At 46.3% G+C, this 17,687-nt stretch carries 19 protein-coding genes; 6 read left to right on the top strand and 13 right to left on the bottom strand.

The annotated features are described in order from the left end of the window. Positions 1-335 precede the first annotated feature (335 nt). The 7 genes from AC6EI9_RS09145 to AC6EI9_RS09115 form a co-directional block, all read right to left on the bottom strand. Complete coding sequence (locus tag AC6EI9_RS09145) at positions 336-1,166, bottom strand: class I SAM-dependent methyltransferase (RefSeq protein ID WP_498467485.1); 831 nt, start codon at positions 1,164-1,166, stop codon at positions 336-338. Positions 1,167-1,177: 11 nt separating this feature from the next. After that, entirely contained in the window at positions 1,178-2,065 is an 888-nt protein-coding gene (locus AC6EI9_RS09140; RefSeq protein WP_498467484.1) for a hypothetical protein, read from the bottom strand. After that, positions 2,058-3,392: a glycosyltransferase family protein gene (locus AC6EI9_RS09135; protein WP_498467483.1), complete on the bottom strand. Its 1,335-nt coding sequence runs from the start codon at positions 3,390-3,392 to the stop codon at positions 2,058-2,060. The genes AC6EI9_RS09140 and AC6EI9_RS09135 overlap by 8 nt, the downstream gene beginning before the upstream one ends. A 167-nt stretch (positions 3,393-3,559) precedes the next feature. Beyond that, positions 3,560-4,666 (bottom strand): hypothetical protein, encoded by a 1,107-nt coding sequence (locus AC6EI9_RS09130; protein WP_498467482.1) that lies wholly within the window; start codon positions 4,664-4,666, stop codon positions 3,560-3,562. A 165-nt stretch (positions 4,667-4,831) separates the two neighbouring features. Further along, positions 4,832-6,592, bottom strand: a complete 1,761-nt coding sequence (locus tag AC6EI9_RS09125) for an ABC transporter ATP-binding protein (RefSeq protein ID WP_498467481.1) — start codon at positions 6,590-6,592, stop codon at positions 4,832-4,834. Between the two features lie 73 nt (positions 6,593-6,665). Further along, on the bottom strand, positions 6,666-8,003 hold the full coding sequence (locus AC6EI9_RS09120; RefSeq protein WP_498467480.1) for a nucleotide sugar dehydrogenase: 1,338 nt from the start codon (positions 8,001-8,003) through the stop codon (positions 6,666-6,668). Positions 8,004-8,056: 53 nt separating this feature from the next. After that, positions 8,057-9,079, bottom strand: a complete 1,023-nt coding sequence (locus AC6EI9_RS09115) for an NAD-dependent epimerase (RefSeq protein WP_498467479.1) — start codon at positions 9,077-9,079, stop codon at positions 8,057-8,059. A 907-nt stretch (positions 9,080-9,986) separates the two neighbouring features. Between AC6EI9_RS09115 and AC6EI9_RS09110 the strand changes: the two genes are divergently transcribed. Genes AC6EI9_RS09110 through AC6EI9_RS09100 form a run of 3 tightly spaced genes read left to right on the top strand, consistent with a single transcriptional unit; the run spans position 9,987 to position 13,183 of the window. Beyond that, on the top strand, positions 9,987-11,366 hold the full coding sequence (locus AC6EI9_RS09110; protein WP_498467478.1) for a nucleotide sugar dehydrogenase: 1,380 nt from the start codon (positions 9,987-9,989) through the stop codon (positions 11,364-11,366). Beyond that, a complete protein-coding gene (locus AC6EI9_RS09105) occupies positions 11,363-12,385 on the top strand; it encodes an NAD-dependent epimerase (protein ID WP_498467477.1) in 1,023 nt (340 codons plus the stop codon). The genes AC6EI9_RS09110 and AC6EI9_RS09105 overlap by 4 nt, the downstream gene beginning before the upstream one ends. A gap of 54 nt (positions 12,386-12,439) precedes the next feature. After that, positions 12,440-13,183: a YdcF family protein gene (locus AC6EI9_RS09100; protein WP_498467476.1), complete on the top strand. Its 744-nt coding sequence runs from the start codon at positions 12,440-12,442 to the stop codon at positions 13,181-13,183. A gap of 272 nt (positions 13,184-13,455) precedes the next feature. On the opposite strand, the gene AC6EI9_RS09095 is transcribed toward AC6EI9_RS09100, so the two are convergent. The 6 genes from AC6EI9_RS09095 to AC6EI9_RS09070 form a co-directional block, all read right to left on the bottom strand. Then, positions 13,456-13,656: a photosystem II reaction center protein J gene (locus AC6EI9_RS09095; protein WP_498467475.1), complete on the bottom strand. Its 201-nt coding sequence runs from the start codon at positions 13,654-13,656 to the stop codon at positions 13,456-13,458. Between the two features lie 11 nt (positions 13,657-13,667). Then, the gene (gene psbL / locus AC6EI9_RS09090) at positions 13,668-13,787 is read right to left on the bottom strand and encodes a photosystem II reaction center protein PsbL (protein WP_498467474.1); all 120 of its coding nucleotides are present in this window, start codon (positions 13,785-13,787) and stop codon (positions 13,668-13,670) included. A gap of 23 nt (positions 13,788-13,810) precedes the next feature. Beyond that, entirely contained in the window at positions 13,811-13,948 is a 138-nt protein-coding gene (gene psbF, locus AC6EI9_RS09085; RefSeq protein WP_074160697.1) for a cytochrome b559 subunit beta, read from the bottom strand. A gap of 7 nt (positions 13,949-13,955) precedes the next feature. Then, a complete protein-coding gene (gene psbE / locus AC6EI9_RS09080; protein WP_498467473.1) occupies positions 13,956-14,204 on the bottom strand; it encodes a cytochrome b559 subunit alpha in 249 nt (82 codons plus the stop codon). Positions 14,205-14,312: 108 nt separating this feature from the next. Next, a complete protein-coding gene (locus AC6EI9_RS09075) occupies positions 14,313-15,323 on the bottom strand; it encodes a photosynthesis system II assembly factor Ycf48 (protein WP_498467472.1) in 1,011 nt (336 codons plus the stop codon). Positions 15,324-15,401: 78 nt separating this feature from the next. Further along, a complete protein-coding gene (locus AC6EI9_RS09070; RefSeq protein ID WP_498467471.1) occupies positions 15,402-15,872 on the bottom strand; it encodes a rubredoxin in 471 nt (156 codons plus the stop codon). A 99-nt stretch (positions 15,873-15,971) separates the two neighbouring features. Between AC6EI9_RS09070 and AC6EI9_RS09065 the strand changes: the two genes are divergently transcribed. The 3 genes from AC6EI9_RS09065 to AC6EI9_RS09055 are packed head-to-tail and all read left to right on the top strand — an operon-like array spanning position 15,972 to position 17,657. After that, entirely contained in the window at positions 15,972-16,334 is a 363-nt protein-coding gene (locus AC6EI9_RS09065) for an NAD(P)H-quinone oxidoreductase subunit 3 (protein WP_498467470.1), read from the top strand. 4 nt (positions 16,335-16,338) lie between these two features. Continuing rightward, entirely contained in the window at positions 16,339-17,112 is a 774-nt protein-coding gene (gene nuoB, locus AC6EI9_RS09060) for an NADH-quinone oxidoreductase subunit NuoB (RefSeq protein ID WP_498467469.1), read from the top strand. Further along, positions 17,109-17,657, top strand: coding sequence for an NAD(P)H-quinone oxidoreductase subunit J (locus AC6EI9_RS09055; RefSeq protein WP_498467468.1), 549 nt, complete (start codon positions 17,109-17,111; stop codon positions 17,655-17,657). Before nuoB ends, AC6EI9_RS09055 begins: the two co-directional genes overlap by 4 nt. Positions 17,658-17,687: the final 30 nt, after the last annotated feature.

The raw sequence follows: 17,687 nt of genomic DNA, 5'->3' as shown, positions 1-17,687 counted from the left end.
CCGGGTAAAGAAAAATACAACGATTCAGTTCTGCAACCACAACCTACCTTAAGGATTATGTGTACTGCCCCATCTTGTAGTTTGATATGTTTAATGATTTCATGCGTTTGTCTTGAATAATGTCTTTCAATATATCCCGGAAAATTATTAGCATATGATTAATAATATGCCTTCAAGGTTTTTACTCTCTGCATTCGTTAATATCTCTGAATGCCTTAGCGAAAACTTTAAAATTAGGCTATAGACTGAAATTGATTATTAATAATTTTTTTCAGTGTCGAGTTGAAAATAGTAAATGATTAATTTATCTGACAGTTGCTGTTCATCAATAATACCTATCTCTCATAATAATTTTTTTTAACAAATACCTCTACAATTTTTCTCCTCTCAAACCCTCCTAATTCAAAAGGGATTGCAATTTGCTTTACATTAAAGTCGTTTATGTAATTATTGTTTCGTAAATGGTTTTCAACGAGGATGTACCCGTCCATAGAATCCCATCCAGCGGCATGAAAGGCCCTCAACCAATCCTTATGTCTGTATTCATGTTCACCATTGTCTTTTCTTGAAAAAACAAGGTCAGTTGGCAGACCGTTGGCTTCTAGAAATGTAGTAGGGTAAAAAATATTTTCCATCCTATCTAACTCTTCTTGAGGAGTATCATTATTGTGAGCACGGTCAACCAAAATAAAATAGCCTCCCGGCTTTGTAATCCGATTAGCTTCTGTTAGTGTCTTTACTAATGAGTTTGAATGATGCATTGAGTCCCATGCTATGCAAAAATCGTAGATATTATCTTTTGATCCTGTTTCATCAAAACTCCCCTGCATTAAATTTACTCTTGCTGTTATATTTGATGAAAAATATTTTTCAACTATAGGTTTTGATAGAGTAATGATTTCTTCTACTATTTCTAGAGAATCAATGAAAATATTGGAGTATAAGGATGCTAGTGAATGTGCAATCAGACCAGGTCCTCCACCCAGGTCAATCCCGCGTCCTTTGAAAATATTTATTTTATTAGGAATGAACGACAAACATTCTATTATTTGTTCTGGCAAAATATGTGTGTATTGTTTCGCTAAATACTCAAATGTTCCATTTTTTGCACATTTTTCTGCTATTAACTTATTTAAATTGTATTCACTAAAAGATGCTTTTACCATATTAAATTCAATTATATATATTCTTCGATTTTAGCACATGATTTGTCGAAGCTCCTATGCCGCAAGCCTTTCTGATAAAAAATAGAATTTTCCTTTTTGAAGCGTCTGCGTGTAAGTATCCTCATTGAATCATAGTAATTGTAAGCATCTTCATTCAGACTATAGTTCATTGGCCCAATCTGACCAAATGGATTGAATAACTGATTGCTAAATTCAAATTGCATAATCAACCGGTTCTTATCAGCTTTATTATAAGCACCTCTATGTAAACCATTCGTATCAAAAATATAGTTCATCCCATATGAAACTGTTATTTGCGCTTCTTTTGCGGTATTAATAACGTTATCGCTCATTCTTTTTCCGCCAGAACCAGGAATATTATCATAGCTTTTCCATTTATAATGGTTAGTTCCTTCTAGATAACTGGTAGGAAATGGAATATTTCCAAATGAATTTAAAGGTACGAAAAATTTTAGGCGATGACCTACAGAATCATGATGATACTGTGAGGATGTGTTATGAGTTACGGTTAAATCAGACGATGAATTAAAATAGCCTAAGTAGACTCCATCGAGTTTGGAAAATGGTCCGAGGTATGCGCGAATATCGCATACAATTCTTTCATCAATTGCATAACGGAGACCAGGATAATATGCCAGGACATCAGTGAAATGAATTACGTAGCCGTTTGGTTGCTTTGCAAATAAATCTTTTATTATCCTATTGTTCGCAAGAAAATCTAACAATTTCAATCGATCATTTTCAAATTCATCACAGCTTATGGAATCATAAACTAAATAACCTTTTTTAGATATTGGCCCCTTCTTGGGTGGCAAATAATCCCAGGTTCTAAAATACAAGTCTTTAATAATCTTTTTGATATGCTTTGACTTAATCATTTTTATATACCTCATAAAGAGAGTTATTATAGCTTTTGACTTTTACTTTTAGTGTTTTTGAATAGCCTCCAATAAAGTCACTATCTGTTACCTTTGATTTGTAAAAAGTGTATCTATGCGATTTATTTAGATAGGTATGTGTCGCTACGTTTATTAGAGTGTCTATGAGTACATAAATATATTTAAAGTACTTAATCCACAATATATTTGCAAAATTCTTTGGTAGCGGCTTTATCTCTTCAAAGCAGTTTAGCGCGGTCTCGAAATTATGTTTATTCATGTTTAAATGTTTTGTGACATGTTCTTTGTTGATTTCCCCCATATTGTTTCGGTTATCATCTGTTACATGCTTATACGCGTCCTCTATTGATAATATATTATTAGTCAATTTATAAAGTATATGTTTTCGATAAAATGCTGTAAATGGTGAATCAGAATTTACTAATAAGCAACTCGGCCTTTTCTTCAGAAGTGATGTTTCAAAAATTGATGTAGAGCAGCTACCAATAAATATCTTATCTGCATCCATGATTTCTAATGCCAATGGTCGCTCCCTAGTTATTTCAATGTTGTCAATTCCCGCAAATAATTTTGTGTATAAATCAGAATTTTCTGAAGGATGTGGCCTGATGGTTATTATGTATTTATTTGGATTACATTTTATGATTTTTGATATTACTCCAATAAATGCAAGCAAATCTACATGTGAATCATAAGCCCATTTTTCTATCTTCCGTACGTTTTCCTGATTCATTCCCTCCTTTTCCAGAGACTTGATCATATCTTGATAACTATATAACCAATGGAAATGTATTGAAGTTGCGGATGTTACGTATAAAATCTTTGTCTTTTTACTTTTCGGTTTGCGTTCTTGGCATAATCTTATAAATCGTGGATCTAAATAGTGATACAATCTTAATGGTCCTGAAATTATTGTTTTACAGTTGTTTTTCTCCTTAATTGCTCTTTCTTCGTTTTGAGTTGAACATAAGATCGTATTCATTATTCGTAGCGTCGAACATGATTTCATGAATAAGTCATATTCTCGTTCGTCATCAAAGGTTGCTAGTGCTTCGATATCTTGAAGAAATAGTGTAAACTTTTTTTTGGATAGTTTAAGTGCGAATGGTAATACATATCTTTGAGCACTTTTAAATAACCATCCACCTGGTTTCAACACATTCCAGCGTACTGCAGATCGTAGTGTTCTTGACTTTCCTATATAGACCCTATTAACGATACCCTTATTCACTAAATGCTCGGATATGTGTAATAGGCCTATCAGCTCCCTTGAACTAATTTCATATGGAATATAAAGTATTTTCATTTTATAGTTTTCTTGAATTGGTGAACTGGAAAATCCTTAGATAAAACTGTTTCTTTTTTTAATACCGTGAAGTTTAATAAGTTTTTCATTTGTTTAAAGCAGTGTGGTACTATCGTATGAACCATATATATGTTCTTTTAAGCAAAATATTTTTCATTATTTGATATTCAAATTCCATTCTTGGTTTTCAGCTGTAATTGATATTGTTGCCCATTTTTCTTTAATACTATGGTTGACATATATACCGGCAATAATGATAAGAATAAAGGGTAGCCCAGTCTTGGTCCGTGCACCTTTACACCCCCTCCTATTAACCCCATAACAATAACACAGATTATAATTGTCTTAATCATATCCTTAAGCAAGACGATTTGACTTATCAGATTCCATCTTATCGTAATTAACAGTCCAAGTCCTAGTGATATAAAAAACCTTATAAAAAACCAACTCGGTGCATATGATGCGTCTGAATTAAGCGACCCATTCATTACTTTGCTTATATTCCAAGGGGCTGGTGAAAGAAAGTATCTATACATGGTGTTTAAAACATTATAGTTACTCAAATTAATTGATGACAGGAAGTACCATGTTTCATATCTGAAAAATAAAATCATAGTGGTAATTATCAAAGTTGTAAATATTACACTCTTCCGGTTTAGTTTCCATGATCTATAATTTACTTTTCCAATGATATATGCCATTGTAAACAGTAGTGGCAATTGTGGCCTTGTTGTTATTAATGTAATCAGTGAAATAATTATTGAATAGTTAAGCAATATTGTACTTCTTCTGTAATTTATTGCTGATATGATCGCTACTGTAAAAAGGCAAAATGAATAGCTTATTAAATCGTCTCTTAGCATGTTTTTCGATATACTATATAGAAAGGGATCTATAGTTAATGCGATAGCACAAATCAATGCAATATTTCGACCCATCCGTGTCAATGAGATTACCTTGTAGTACATAATAATTAGTGCACCACTTATTAATTGTTTTAATGCAACATAGACCCCTAGATCTGTTCCCAGCCACCGCGAACTAAAGCTTGAAACTTTAATGAGAATAGAATTTAATATGTATTTGTTTGCTATCAAATTTATTACTGTTTGGGACTGGTTGAAGAATGTTAGTTCGTCACTTCCATATTTATTTGCATATTGTTCAAGTGAAAGCTGGTGTGTTGTTACTTCGAGATAAGCCAGAGCTGCTCTTATGCACAACAAGGTTATCAAAATTAGTTCGTTTCTTCCTAAAGTTGATTTTATTCTCATTTAATAACTTCTATTCTCTTGATACTATTTCTTATCGCGCTGTTTTCGCAATATGTTGTCATATACTTAAATCATTGTCAACGACTATCCCGCTCTGAATTTATTTATTATTTGATATTTTTTTACGCTGCTTTGTGTTTTCAATCCACAATAATCCAATATCCGTCATCTTTCTTGCTCATACAGGTTCTCTTTCAGATTTATACACCCATTTTTTATCTCATATACTCTATCGCAAAACGATAGAGTACTTAGTCTATGAGCGATGATAATAACAGTCAGTTTCTCAGATGCATTAGCTATTGAATTCATCACCATTTTTTCTGTCTGAATATCAAGTGCACTTGTCGCTTCATCAAGTACCAAGATTTTTTTCGAACGGTACATAGCTCTTGCGATGCCTATTCTTTGGCGTTGTCCGCCACTTAGTCTTATACCCCTCTCCCCCACGAATGTTGAATACCCAAGTGGCAATGACTCAATAAATGCCGATATTTGTGCTTGCTTCGCTACTTCACGCACTCTTGTCATATCAATTAATTCTACATTCTCCCCAAAAGCTATGTTTTCGGCTATTGAGTTATCTGTTAAGTATATACTTTGCGGTACATGCGCTATTAAGGATCTCCATGAATATGTTATCGATTGTGTTTTGGAGCCAAATAAATTTACGTTGTCGACATAATATACTCCTAAAGTTGGCTCTAGCAATCCCATTATTAAGTCAACAGCTGTGCTTTTTCCACTACCCGTACTACCTATGATCCCAATTCGCTCTCCAGCTTTAATTTCTAAATTAACGTTTTTTAGAATATATGGGCTGTCTAAGGTATATCGGAAGTATAAATTTTCTAATTTAATTGACTTCTCAAAATTATAGTTCTCAATTATTTCCATGTCTTGCGGGACATCTTGTCCAATGAGTTTGATTACAGCACTCATTGCCCCGTTATAACCTTTTAGCGAAGCCCAACTCCCATATACTTGTTGTAAGGCAGGTAGAAGCCGTTGTGCTCCCAGCGCTAAAGCACCTAATATCGCTATCACGTTTATTTTTTCACCGCTTTGAAGAATTAGATATCCACCTAGCAGCGATATGCACACCATTCCAAGAGCCTCCAATGCAAATCTAGGAAAAGACCTTAAAAAGTTGTTCTTTGCTTGAAGCTTCCTTTGAGGTCGATCAGCTGTTTGGTAAATCTCTAGATATGTTTTTTGTGTATTCTCAAGTAATACATCACGGATTGCGCCTAGCCCCTCCTGTAGAGCTTTAAGTAGTTGATTTGACGCTTCGGTAATCTTTAAACCATTTGTAAATAGTTTTCTGCGAACGTTTACCGCTAGAAGCCAATACGCGCTTCCGAATAATGATATCGCTAAAAATGCTATACTTGCATCTATTAGGAATAGTCCAGTAAATATTCCTGCCGCAACTATTAGAGAGGTTATTAGTTGCAAAAAAGCATTAATTGCTGCCACTGTTAGGTCAATTTGACTTGTTGTAACTGCTATTATTTCGCTTGAATTTCGACTTACATGTACTTTGTACGGTTGATATAGCGTTCTTCTGTACGCCTCGCAGCTTAGGTCCGATCCGATTGAAGCCGCAAGTTGTCCGTTTAGCCATAAATTTGCAAGTCTTACTATTGCTGCGAAGACTGCCGATACCTGAAATAAGATTATAGAAGGTATCAATAATTGCTTGCTTGTAGTGATTCCCGCTCTTATTGAAAATTCCTGTATATATGGTATTTTCCAGATTTGATCGGGGTTGCTGAGGACTGCTAAAAACGGAAGCACTGAGCCAATAGTCACAAGTTCCGCCACACCACTTATCAGCATTACTATTACGAGCAAGCCAATTTGTTTGCGTCGCTTAGTTGTTAAATGCCTCAAGAGGGCCATCAGTAAATTTTTTGTGCTCACTTTTGCTCATCTACAGACAGGAACTGAAGTTTAACAGTCATCATCTTTTTGGGTTTATTGGGTTGTTAGTTTTTCATAGGCGTAGGGGCTCTAAATTGCGAGGTACGATCCCTTTAAGGTCTAGAATTACACCAGATGGAAGTAGTAGTTCCTTCCAATCATTTTCCCTTAATTCGGTAAATTGTCTATGTCCAACAGCCGCCGCAACAGCTCCGTAGCAACTATTTTTGGGTATTTTGTTTAGTACATTTAGGTTGTATTCTTTATTAGCATCTTCTTTGTTTATCCACGGGTCTACAACTACTACTTTTATTCCATAGCGCTCGAGACCTTGTATAAGATCTACTACCTTGGTATTTCTTAAATCCGGGCAATTTTCCTTGAAGGCTAGACCCAGTACAAGTACTTCAGTTCCAACGATATTTGTGCGGCGACGCGCTAGTTCGAGTACCAGTTGTTCTGCCAACCAACGTCCCATACCGTCATTGATTCGTCTTCCGGCTAGAACTACTTGTGGGTGATATCCAAGTTCTTCAGCTTTGTGTGTTAAGTAGTACGGGTCAACTCCAATGCAATGGCCTCCCACAAGTCCTGGTCTAAATGGTAAGAAGTTCCACTTTGTTCCTGCTGCTTCGAGTACATCGAGTGTATCGATTCCCATCTGTCGAAAGATGATTGCCAGTTCGTTTACTAGAGCAATATTTAAATCCCTTTGTGTGTTCTCTATTACCTTTGCTGCTTCTGCCACTCTTATATTTGGAGTCATGTGTGTTCCAGCCTGGATGATTGAGTTGTATAGGTTGTCCACCCAGACAGCTGCTTCATTTGTGCTTCCACTTGTGACTTTTGTTATTGAAGTGAGCTTATGTATGTTGTCGCCAGGGTTGATTCGCTCTGGGCTGTAGCCGCAACAAAACCCATCGTTGAAAATCAGACCAGATTCGTTCTCTAGGATCGGAACGCAAACTTCCTCTGTTGCCCCGGGGTATACCGTACTTTCGTAGATTACTACAGGTTTGTAGTTAGATCTGTTTTCCTTCAGGGCACGTCCTACTAGTGAACTCGCTTTCTCCAGTGGCTTTAAGTCTGGTCTTTTTGCTTTGTCTATCGGTGTGGGTACCGTCACCACGTATACATCTGCTTTTGTTAGATCTGCAGGGTTATTTGTGAATTCCAAAAAACCTGCTTCCAGTTCTTTGGCACTTGTCTCATTCGTGCGGTCTATTCCCAGTCTTAGCTCTCCTAGCCGTTCGGTGTTGATGTCAAAGCCGATTACAGTTCTTTGCAGCAAGGCACCTGTCCGACTACAAATTCGCTCTTTGGCGAATTCCACAGCCAGTGGCAGGCCTACATAGCCAAGGCCTATTACCGCTATGTTGCAGTTATTAAGAGGGGGCAGGTCTGTTGTCATAAAAGAGCTCCCGGTGAATTGAGGAGAGCAGATGTTGTTGCTGGTTGAATTTTTCAGACTTGGTAGTATTTTCTATACCACCTCACAAATCGAGCTACGCCAATATTTACAGGTGTGTTCGGCTTAAAACCTGTCCAGGTTTCTAGCGATGTTGTGTCGGCAGCGGTGGCAGGTACATCGCCGGGCTGCATCGGTAGGAACAATTTTTTGGCTGTGATGCCCAGCGCTTCTTCAATCGCTTCGATGTACTCCATGAGTGGCGTCGGATTAGAATTACCAATATTGAATATTCTGTGTGGAGCCCAGCTTGTTGCGGGATTTGATTGACTTGTGTCAAAGGTCGGATCTGGAGCTGCGGGTTTGTCGAGCAGCCTCATCATGCTCTCGATGATGTCGTCGACATAGGTGAAGTCGCGCACCATTTGGCCGTTGTTGAATACTTGGATCGGCTCCCCGGCAAGCATTGCCTTGGTGAATAAGAACAAAGCCATGTCAGGCCTTCCCCAAGGGCCATATACTGTAAAGAACCTCAAGCCGGTGACTGGCAATTTGAATAAATGGCTGTAGCTATGTGCCATTAGTTCGTTGGCTTTCTTGCTCGCTGCGTAGAGGCTCACCGGGTGATCTACCCCTTGATGTTCTGAAAAGGGCATGTTGGTATTACCCCCATACACCGAACTGCTGGATGCATATATAAGGTTCTCGATGCTGTGTTTTCGGCAACTTTCAAGAATGTGGCCAAAACCTACTAGGTTGCTCTTTATGTAGGCTGCTGGGTTTTCGATTGAGTAGCGCACTCCAGCTTGGGCCGCCAAGTTCACCACCTTCTTGGGTTTGTGGCTCTCGAACGCTGCCTCTACCGCTTGATTGTCTTCTAGATCAGCCTCGATCAGTTTAAAGCTCGTGTTCGTTCGTTGCGCTGTTAACTGCAGTTGAGCAATCCGCGAACGCTTCAAAGCAGGGTCATAGTAGGGATTAACATTGTCGAATCCCACTACCGGCTTTCCAAGCTCAAGCAACCGTGTACTCAGATGGAAGCCAATGAAACCTGCTGCGCCTGTGACTAAAACGGTCATGTAGTCCTTGAGAGATACAAAAGAAAAAAGACTTAGAGTTCACTTGCTACAATTGGCGATCGATCCTTGTGGTGTTGATGCTGTCAGCCTGGCACTTGGTCACAATTACCAATAGCCCTACTCCAGTTTGAATTGACGTGTTTTGTGGCCATTTTGCCGGGTGATTCGCTCTCTTAGGGGGTTTTTTGCGAGGGTGGTAGCGGAAGTGGGCATTGAATTTTGGAGACATTCAGCAAACTCACCAACTCTGTCTTCCGTCACAGAGGACGGGAGCAGGGCTCAGCCGTCTAGGCGGTGACGTGTTGACGAAGAGCTTGCCACAGCGTTCATCCAGATCTGATTCACTTTTTGTTGTAAAACAATCTTCATATTGTTTCTGAAGCCTCCTATGCGTCAATAAATGGGTCAAATGCCATCGTCACTCAGATTTCTTTGTCAAGCCAGATGCACTCTTAAAATTTCACCCCCAATGAAGCATGGCTATGTACCAATACTTTAGTGGCACATTTTTGCGGAATCTCAGTTGGACAAAGCTATTCGGCCCTTCCATCCTCCTGATACATTTGCATTGGAGCCGTTTGTCAAACTCTTTCATTGTGTTAGTCCGCGAGGCTTAATTACCTGCTTTAAGTTCTGTGTTTATTAGGTTTTTCATTTCTTGATAGGATTCTAAGCAATGTTGAGTTGGGAATCGGGTTTTCTAGTACATTAGTAGGCCCCCTGGACGTTAGACCTTGGTTCGGCGGGTGAGAGAAGAAGGCAATCAGCAAATCACCATACAATTTTTATCATTCTAAGCATCAGCGATATCATTAATTAACCCAAGCCTTATCACCACAACTTAATGCTTGATGCCTCAATCCATTCCATCTGCTGCATCGGTGCCGGTTACGTGGGTGGTCCGACCATGGCAGTCATAGCTGATCGCTGTCCTGAGGTTCAGGTCACAGTCGTTGATGTCAATCAGTCCCGCATCGATGCCTGGAATCACAGCGATTTGAGCAAGTTGCCGGTGTATGAACCAGGCCTGGATGCCGTGGTGGGGCGTGCGCGAGGCCGCAACCTGCATTTTTCAACGGCTGTGGATGAGGCGATCGCCGCAGCAGACTTGGTTTTCATCTCCGTGAACACACCCACCAAAACCAAAGGGCTTGGCGCTGGTCAGGCCAGCGATTTGCGCTGGGTGGAAGCCTGTGCTCGTCAGGTGGCTAAATCGGCCACCGGACACACGATTGTTGTGGAGAAGAGCACGCTGCCGGTGCGTACCGCTGAGGCTGTGAAGGCCATTCTTTCTGCTGCAGAGCAATCCTCTGATGGCTCAAAAGCCACCTTTGCAGTGCTTTCCAACCCTGAATTTTTGGCGGAAGGTACTGCGATATCAGATCTTGTCTCGCCTGACAGGGTGCTGATCGGCGGCGAAGACCCTGAGGCCATCGATGCTTTGGCATCGGTGTATGGCCATTGGGTGCCTCAGGAGCGCATTCTGCGCACAAACCTCTGGAGCAGCGAGCTCTCAAAGCTCACGGCAAATGCGTTTCTAGCTCAGAGGATCAGCTCGATCAATTCTGTCGCGGCCCTCTGTGAAGCGACTGGCGCTGATGTGCGTGAGGTGGCCCGGGCGATCGGCAGCGACAGCCGCATTGGTTCGAAATTTCTTCAGGCCGGTCCGGGCTTTGGTGGAAGTTGCTTTCAGAAAGACATCCTTAACCTTGTGTATCTCTGCAGGCATTTCGGGCTGCCCGATGTTGCCGATTACTGGGAATCGGTGGTGCAGCTGAACAGCTGGCAGCAGCACCGCATTGCTCGCACGGTGGTACAGAAACTGTTCGGCACCGTCACAGGCAAACGTTTGGCCATCCTTGGTTTTGCCTTTAAGGCCGACACCAACGATACCCGTGAAGCTCCGGCTATACGCATTGCCAATGATCTGCTGGAAGAGGGTGCTCAGCTCGCCATTCATGATCCCAAGGTTGCTGCCGATCAAATTGCCCGTGATTTGAACTTGCCGGCTAGTACAGCGCCGGATGCCGAGTCCGGACCTACGCGTGCCGCACTCAGCGGCGAGGGCACCTGGTGGCCCAGTCATGACATTGCCTCGGCGTTGAAGGGAGCTGATGCCGTACTCATACTCACCGAATGGAGTCAATACCAAGAGCTCGATTGGTCAGCATTGGCTTCATTGATGCGTCAACCGGCTTGGGTGTTTGATGCTCGATCGGTGGTCACACCTGCTGAGGTTCAGGCAGCTGGGCTGAACCTTTGGCGTGTGGGAGAGGGCCAGCCATGACAGGCCCTGTTCTGGTTACTGGTGCTGCTGGCTTCATTGGAGCAGCCCTCAGCCTGCGTTTGTTGGAACGCGGCGAACGGGTGGTTGGTATCGACAACCTCAACAGCTACTACGATCCCCAGCTCAAACGTGCGCGCCTTGCCAGGATTGAGGGAGCAGCTCCTGCAAATTCCTGGCGTTTTGAGCAGCTGGCGCTGGAGGATGGGGAAGATTTGATGGCTCTGTTCGCGGCAGAGCAACCAAGGGTGGTGGTCAACCTGGCAGCACAAGCTGGTGTTCGTTATTCACTGGAGAATCCAGCGGCCTACATCCAGAGCAATTTGGTGGGTTTTGGGCACATTCTTGAAGGTTGCCGCCATCACGGAGTGGAGAACCTGGTCTACGCCTCCAGTAGTTCGGTGTATGGCGGCAATCGCAACCTGCCGTTTCATGAACAGCAGCCGGTGAATCACCCGGTGAGCCTCTACGCGGCCAGCAAAAAGGCCAACGAGCTGATGGCTCACACCTACAGCCATCTCTATGGCTTGCCTTCCACAGGTTTGCGTTTCTTTACCGTGTATGGCCCCTGGGGCCGGCCGGATATGGCGCCGATGCTCTTTGCTAAAGCCATCCTTGCCGGTGAGCCGATCAAGGTGTTTAACCATGGCAAGATGCAGCGTGATTTCACCTACATCGACGACATTGTTGAAGGGGTGGCGCGCTGCTGCGATAAACCAGCAACCAGCAATCCCGATTTCGATTCGCTGCAGCCTGATCCGGCAACAGCAGCAGCGCCTCATCGGGTGTTCAACATCGGCAACAGCCAGCCCACCGAACTGCTGTGCTTCATCGAGGTCATGGAGCAGGCGCTGGGCAAAGAAGCGATCAAGGATTTCCAGCCAATGCAGCCTGGTGATGTGGTGGCGACTGCTGCGGATACCCAGGCTCTTGAGGAGTGGGCGAGTTTCCGTCCCAGCACCCCGATCGAAGAAGGTGTGGATCGCTTTGCACGTTGGTACCGGGGGTTTTACGGCGTCTGAGTCTCACAGCCACGGGGTTGAACGTTTTCTATGGCTTTTTGGCTGAGCAAAATCATGCCTCTTTTTGTGTTGCCCCTTGGACTCAGTCTGATTCTGCTCTTAGTTGGGTTGATCGGTCGTTGGCGCTGGCCAGTGATCACTGCGGTGGTGTTGCTTTGGCTGTGTTCTCTGGGGCTGGTGAGTCAGACCCTCTGGCGCTGGTTGGAGAACCCTTGGCAACGTCAACCTGCAGCCAAGGCTGCGCTTGCTGATGCGATCGTTGTGCTCAGTGGTGGGCGTCATCCTGCCCCAGGTACTGCCAAGGTCAGCGAGTGGCATGACCCCGATCGATTCCTGGCAGGGCTTGATCTGTATCGGCATGGCAAAGCACCGCGCTTGCTATTTACCGGTGGTGCCAGTCCGTTTCGCCCCGGCCAGTCACCGGAGGGGCAGCGGTACTTCGAGGAAGCTCAGCAGCTGGGCATCCCTGCTGCGGCGATGCAAAGTACGCCGCCCGTGGTCAATACAGCGCAGGAAGCCATCGCAATTCGCAAGCTGTTGCAGGGATCTGTTCGTGAAGTCATCAGCCCACGCATTCTTTTGGTCACCAGCGCGTTCCACATGCGCAGAGCCCAACGCTTGTTCGAACGCCAGGGGCTGAAAGTAGTTCCGTTCCCGGTTGATTTCCAGGCTCGTGGCCAATGGGCAGGGCCGATTTGGTGTGATCCCACCCAGTGGCTTCCGACCGCTGCGGCTCTTGATGGCAGCTCACGGGCCTTGCGTGAGTTGCTTGGGAGACTGGTTTATCGGGCCTGGTAGCTCTTCGCTTCAGCGCCTGGAGTGGATGGCTAATGAGCTGGCTCATGAGCTCTTCGCGGCGAGCGCCCTCAATGGAGACCTAGCCAGTCTCTGAGAGCCAGCTTCAGCTAGTCCATCACGTTTGTCTCCAGGTAGCCAATCGAGCCGCCGATGTCGCCGATTGGAACCGTGAAGAGCTTGTCCACCATCAACTGGGATCAGTGCGCAAGAAAGGCACAAAAAAACCGGGCATGAACCCGGAGAATTTGTTTGTAATTCCAATACCAAGCAAGTCAGGCGGAACCCACACCTGTGTAAGAACCGTAGAAGAAGAGTCCAACCACAAAGATTGCAGCCATCCCTCCTGCTGTGGCAATCAGCCACAGAGGCAATGTTCCTTCAGTCCAGCGTGAGCGCCACTTAACAGCAGGGGTGCCGTCAGGAAGTCGGTCGGGTATGCGACCGTCTGGAAGACCGGATTTCTTACCGCTCATCGTTTAAATCCTCAGTTGAAGAAGTAGCTGGAAAACAGAATGCCTGTGACGAACACAACCAGCAGACCCAGATAAAGGCTGGTCCGGTTTAGTTCAACCGGCAACGAATTGGGATTTTTGTTGCGCTCCATGATGTCTCAGAACGATTGGGGGATCAGCGACGAATGAATTGCATGGCGGCCAAAGCGCCAATGAAGAACACCGCGGGGACTCCCAGGGTGTGCAAAGCAAGCCAGCGCACCGTGAAGATCGGATAAACGCGTGGCTTGGAAGAGGTGGGTGTTTGAGTCATGTGATTTTTATTTCAGCCGTGAGTCGAGGCTCGACTTGCCTTCGAATCGCTGACCAACCACGGGAGCTTTGCTCTCGCTGACTTGGTAATACGAGTCAGGGCGAGGAGTTCCAAAGGCGTCATAGGCAAGGCCTGTGGACACAAACAGGAATCCGGCCAGGAAAATCGAAGGAAGTGTGATCGCGTGTATCACCCAGTAGCGGATGCTGGTGATGATCTCGAAAAACGGGCGTTCCCCCGTTGAGCCGCCGGCCATGACTTCGGGTGTAATTGCCTGAAGATCCTAAAGGCAGGGGTCCGGCGACTGCGCCGGGACCTGCCAGTTGGTAACAGAGCGTTGTTCGCCACTGGGTCTCAGCAGCTGTTAAGTGAGGGCTGACCAGCGAAGCATCAGTCCTCTCTCGCCCAATAGGAATGCATGCTGTTGGCGATCTGTGTCGTCGAACACAAATCGCGTGAAGTTGGTTGGAGCCTGCACACTTTCAGGATCGCGCTCCCAGCTGTTGCCCTCATCTCGGCTCACCAACAAGGTGCCGTTGCCACCGCTGGCCCAGATCGCTCCGTCGTCGGACCAGGCCATGTCCAGATAGCCATAGCCATTGGTGATGGGAATAATCGGCTTGCTCCAGTTTTCGTTGTCGCTGGCGTCTTCGTTGAAGCGAATCTGAGCTCCTCGAGCCACCATCCAGAGCCGGCCATCGGGCTGATAGCCAATGCTTTGAAGTCGTTGGCTGCTCACGCGTTGGTGAACCTGCCAGACCGGTTGTCCGGGATCCCAGGTGGCGTAAAAGTTGCCCAGGCTGCTCACGCTCACGTAAGCGCCATCAGGGCTGCGGCGCAGGTCACGGGTTGCACCCGCTGCATCGCTCACCTCGGCATCCCAGCTGCCACCACCGTCGCTGGTTCGGTACACAGCTCCCACGTTGGTCGCTAGTTCTGCACTGTTCGGTCCCAGTGCCGTGATCAGGTAGGGCTCTCCAGGAAGCTTGGTGTCAAGGAACAGGCGTGTCCAGTTCTGGCCCCCGTCGGTGGTGTGCATCAGCAGGCCGGGCTGACCGGCGATCCAGCCGTCATCACCATCAAAGGCGATACTGATCAGCCGGAAATTCTCTTCCTCTGGCAAATCCAGGCTGCGCTCGTTCCAGCTCGCGCCACCATCATTGGTTTCCAGAATCAGGCGGTTGCTACCAACCAGAAATCCATGTTCGGCGCTGGTAAAGGCGATATCCAGAGGATTGGCCTGAGTGTTGAGATCGATCACCTGCCAGGGGCTGGCAGTGGCGGTTGGCACTTTGGTGGTGACGCACCCGCCAAGACCGAAGCCGATGCAGACCACGAGTGCCAATTGGGCCAGGGATTTGATCAGGGAATTCATGCCGGGTTGAAAATGAAGGCAGGCTTGGAGCAATGCTGATAGTTCAGCGCAATAGGCTTGCGCAAATGTTTTCAGTGGTTAGCGCAGGGAATACAACGAGAGGAAGAAGGCGAAGCCAAGGGCCAAGCTGCCGAAGATCAACACATTCTTCTGCCCTGGGGTTAAACGGTTGACGCCCAAGCCGAAATCAAGATTCTCTTCGAAACCACTGGCCTTTGCACGTGGTCCGATGTCGCGAAAAGCTCCAACCCTGCTGCGACAGACTGGGCAACGGAACGCCAAAGCATCAAGTTGCTGAAACGCAGTACCTGACTCGATGCGCAATTTTTTGACGCCTTCTTCAGGGTCATAAACAAATCCGCAGCTTCTGCACTCGAAACGGTGCGTGAGTGGATCGCTCGCTTGTTCCGCCAGAGTCTTTTCCGGGGCACGAACTTTGACCTCGTCGGAGGCCTCCTCTAAGAGATCAGTCTCGCCAACCGGCTGTGCCTTCATATCAGTTGCGATGTCATTCGCAGGGTCCTGCGGTGGTTGTGTTTCGTCGCTCACCGCTGATTGACCGGGTATGGACACTCTATCGACGTCTCCTGGCCAAACGTCAGCCAGAGGCTGCAAATGCCAGACTGCACCCTATTCCGTTCAGCCCAGATGTTTGTCCTCCCGGGGTATGACGCCTTCCTCGGCTTCCTGTTGATCGCCGGGGCCGTGCCTGTGCTCGCCCTGGTGACGAACAAGCTTGTGTCGCCTCGGAGTCAGTTCGGTGAGCGCGAACTCACCTACGAATCGGGTATGGAGCCGATTGGCGGAGCCTGGATCCAGTTCAACATCCGCTACTACATGTTTGCGCTGGTCTTCGTGATCTTCGATGTGGAGACGGTTTTCCTCTATCCCTGGGCCGTCGCATTCCATCGACTAGGTATTTTGGCTTTCATAGAAGCGCTGGTGTTCATCGCCATCCTCGTGGTGGCTTTGGCGTATGCCTGGCGCAAGGGCGCCCTGGAGTGGAGCTGATCCCATGACCTCATCGATCGAACGAGCTGCAACAACTGGAGAAGCCCCCTCGATTCAGGCGGTCCGTGATCTGAGGGAGTCCAGCTGCGGCCCGGTGGCTGGCGCGGCTGATGGTGTGCCGACCGTCACCCAGGACCTGAGTGAAAACATCATCCTCACCAGTCTGGATGATCTGCACAACTGGGCTCGACTGAGCAGTCTCTGGCCACTTCTCTACGGAACGGCTTGCTGTTTCATTGAATTCGCCGCCTTGCTGGGCTCTCGTTTCGATTTCGACCGATTTGGTCTAGTGCCACGCAGTTCACCGCGCCAGGCAGATCTCTTGCTCGTCGCCGGCACGGTGACCATGAAAATGGCCCCTGCATTGGTGCGTCTGTATGAGCAGATGCCTGAGCCCAAATATGTGATTGCCATGGGTGCCTGCACCATCACCGGGGGCATGTTCAGCTCAGACTCAACTACTGCTGTTCGTGGTGTGGACAAGCTGATTCCCGTTGACCTCTACTTGCCAGGCTGTCCTCCCAGGCCAGAAGCAATTTTTGATGCGGTGATCAAGCTGCGCAAGAAGGTGGCCAATGAATCCGTGGCCGACCGTCGCTTGTTGATCCAGACCCATCGCTACTGCACGGTTGAGCATGCGATGACCCAGGTTGAGCCGATCGTCACCGGTGCTTACCTGCGTGCTGAAACCCAGGTTGCCGCACTGAAGCCTGGTGCCGGTCTGCCGATGCCTGCATTGGAGACATCCGAGCCCGTCACGATCCCTGAGGAGTCATGAGCCAAACCCCTGAGAAAGACACCAAAGCGGATTCTCCAGTTGCGACCGGTCCAGAGCCAGGCCCGGTCAGTCAATGGCTCAGTGAGCAAGGCTTTGACCACGCAGTGCTGGATACCGACCATGTCGGGGTCGAGCAGATCGGTGTTGAGGCGCTGTTTCTCCCCGTGATTGCAGCGGCTCTCAAAAGCCATGGATTTGATCATCTGCAGTGCCAGGGTGGTTACGACGAAGGCCCAGGCCAACAACTTGTTAGTTTCTATCACTTCATCGCGCTGGCAGAAGTTGCTGATGGGCGTGTTGATCAGTTGCGCGAAGTCCGTCTGAAAGTGTTCCTGTCCAGAGAGGGACAGCCCAGTATCCCAAGTCTCTACGGCCTGTTCCGAGGTGCCGACTGGCAGGAACGGGAGACATTCGACATGTTCGGGATCAATTTTGAAGGTCACCCCCATCCCAAGCGGTTGCTGATGCCTGAAGATTGGACTGGTTGGCCCTTGCGGAAGGACTATGTCCAGCCTGATTTCTATGAAATGCAGGATGCTTATTAAGCGTGAATCAAAAAGAATCTTGCGCTTGAA

This window comes from Synechococcus sp. MIT2312 (assembly GCF_059772315.1).
The sequence above is the reverse complement of the archived record's forward strand: the minus strand, read 5'-3'. Positions and strand labels throughout refer to the sequence as shown.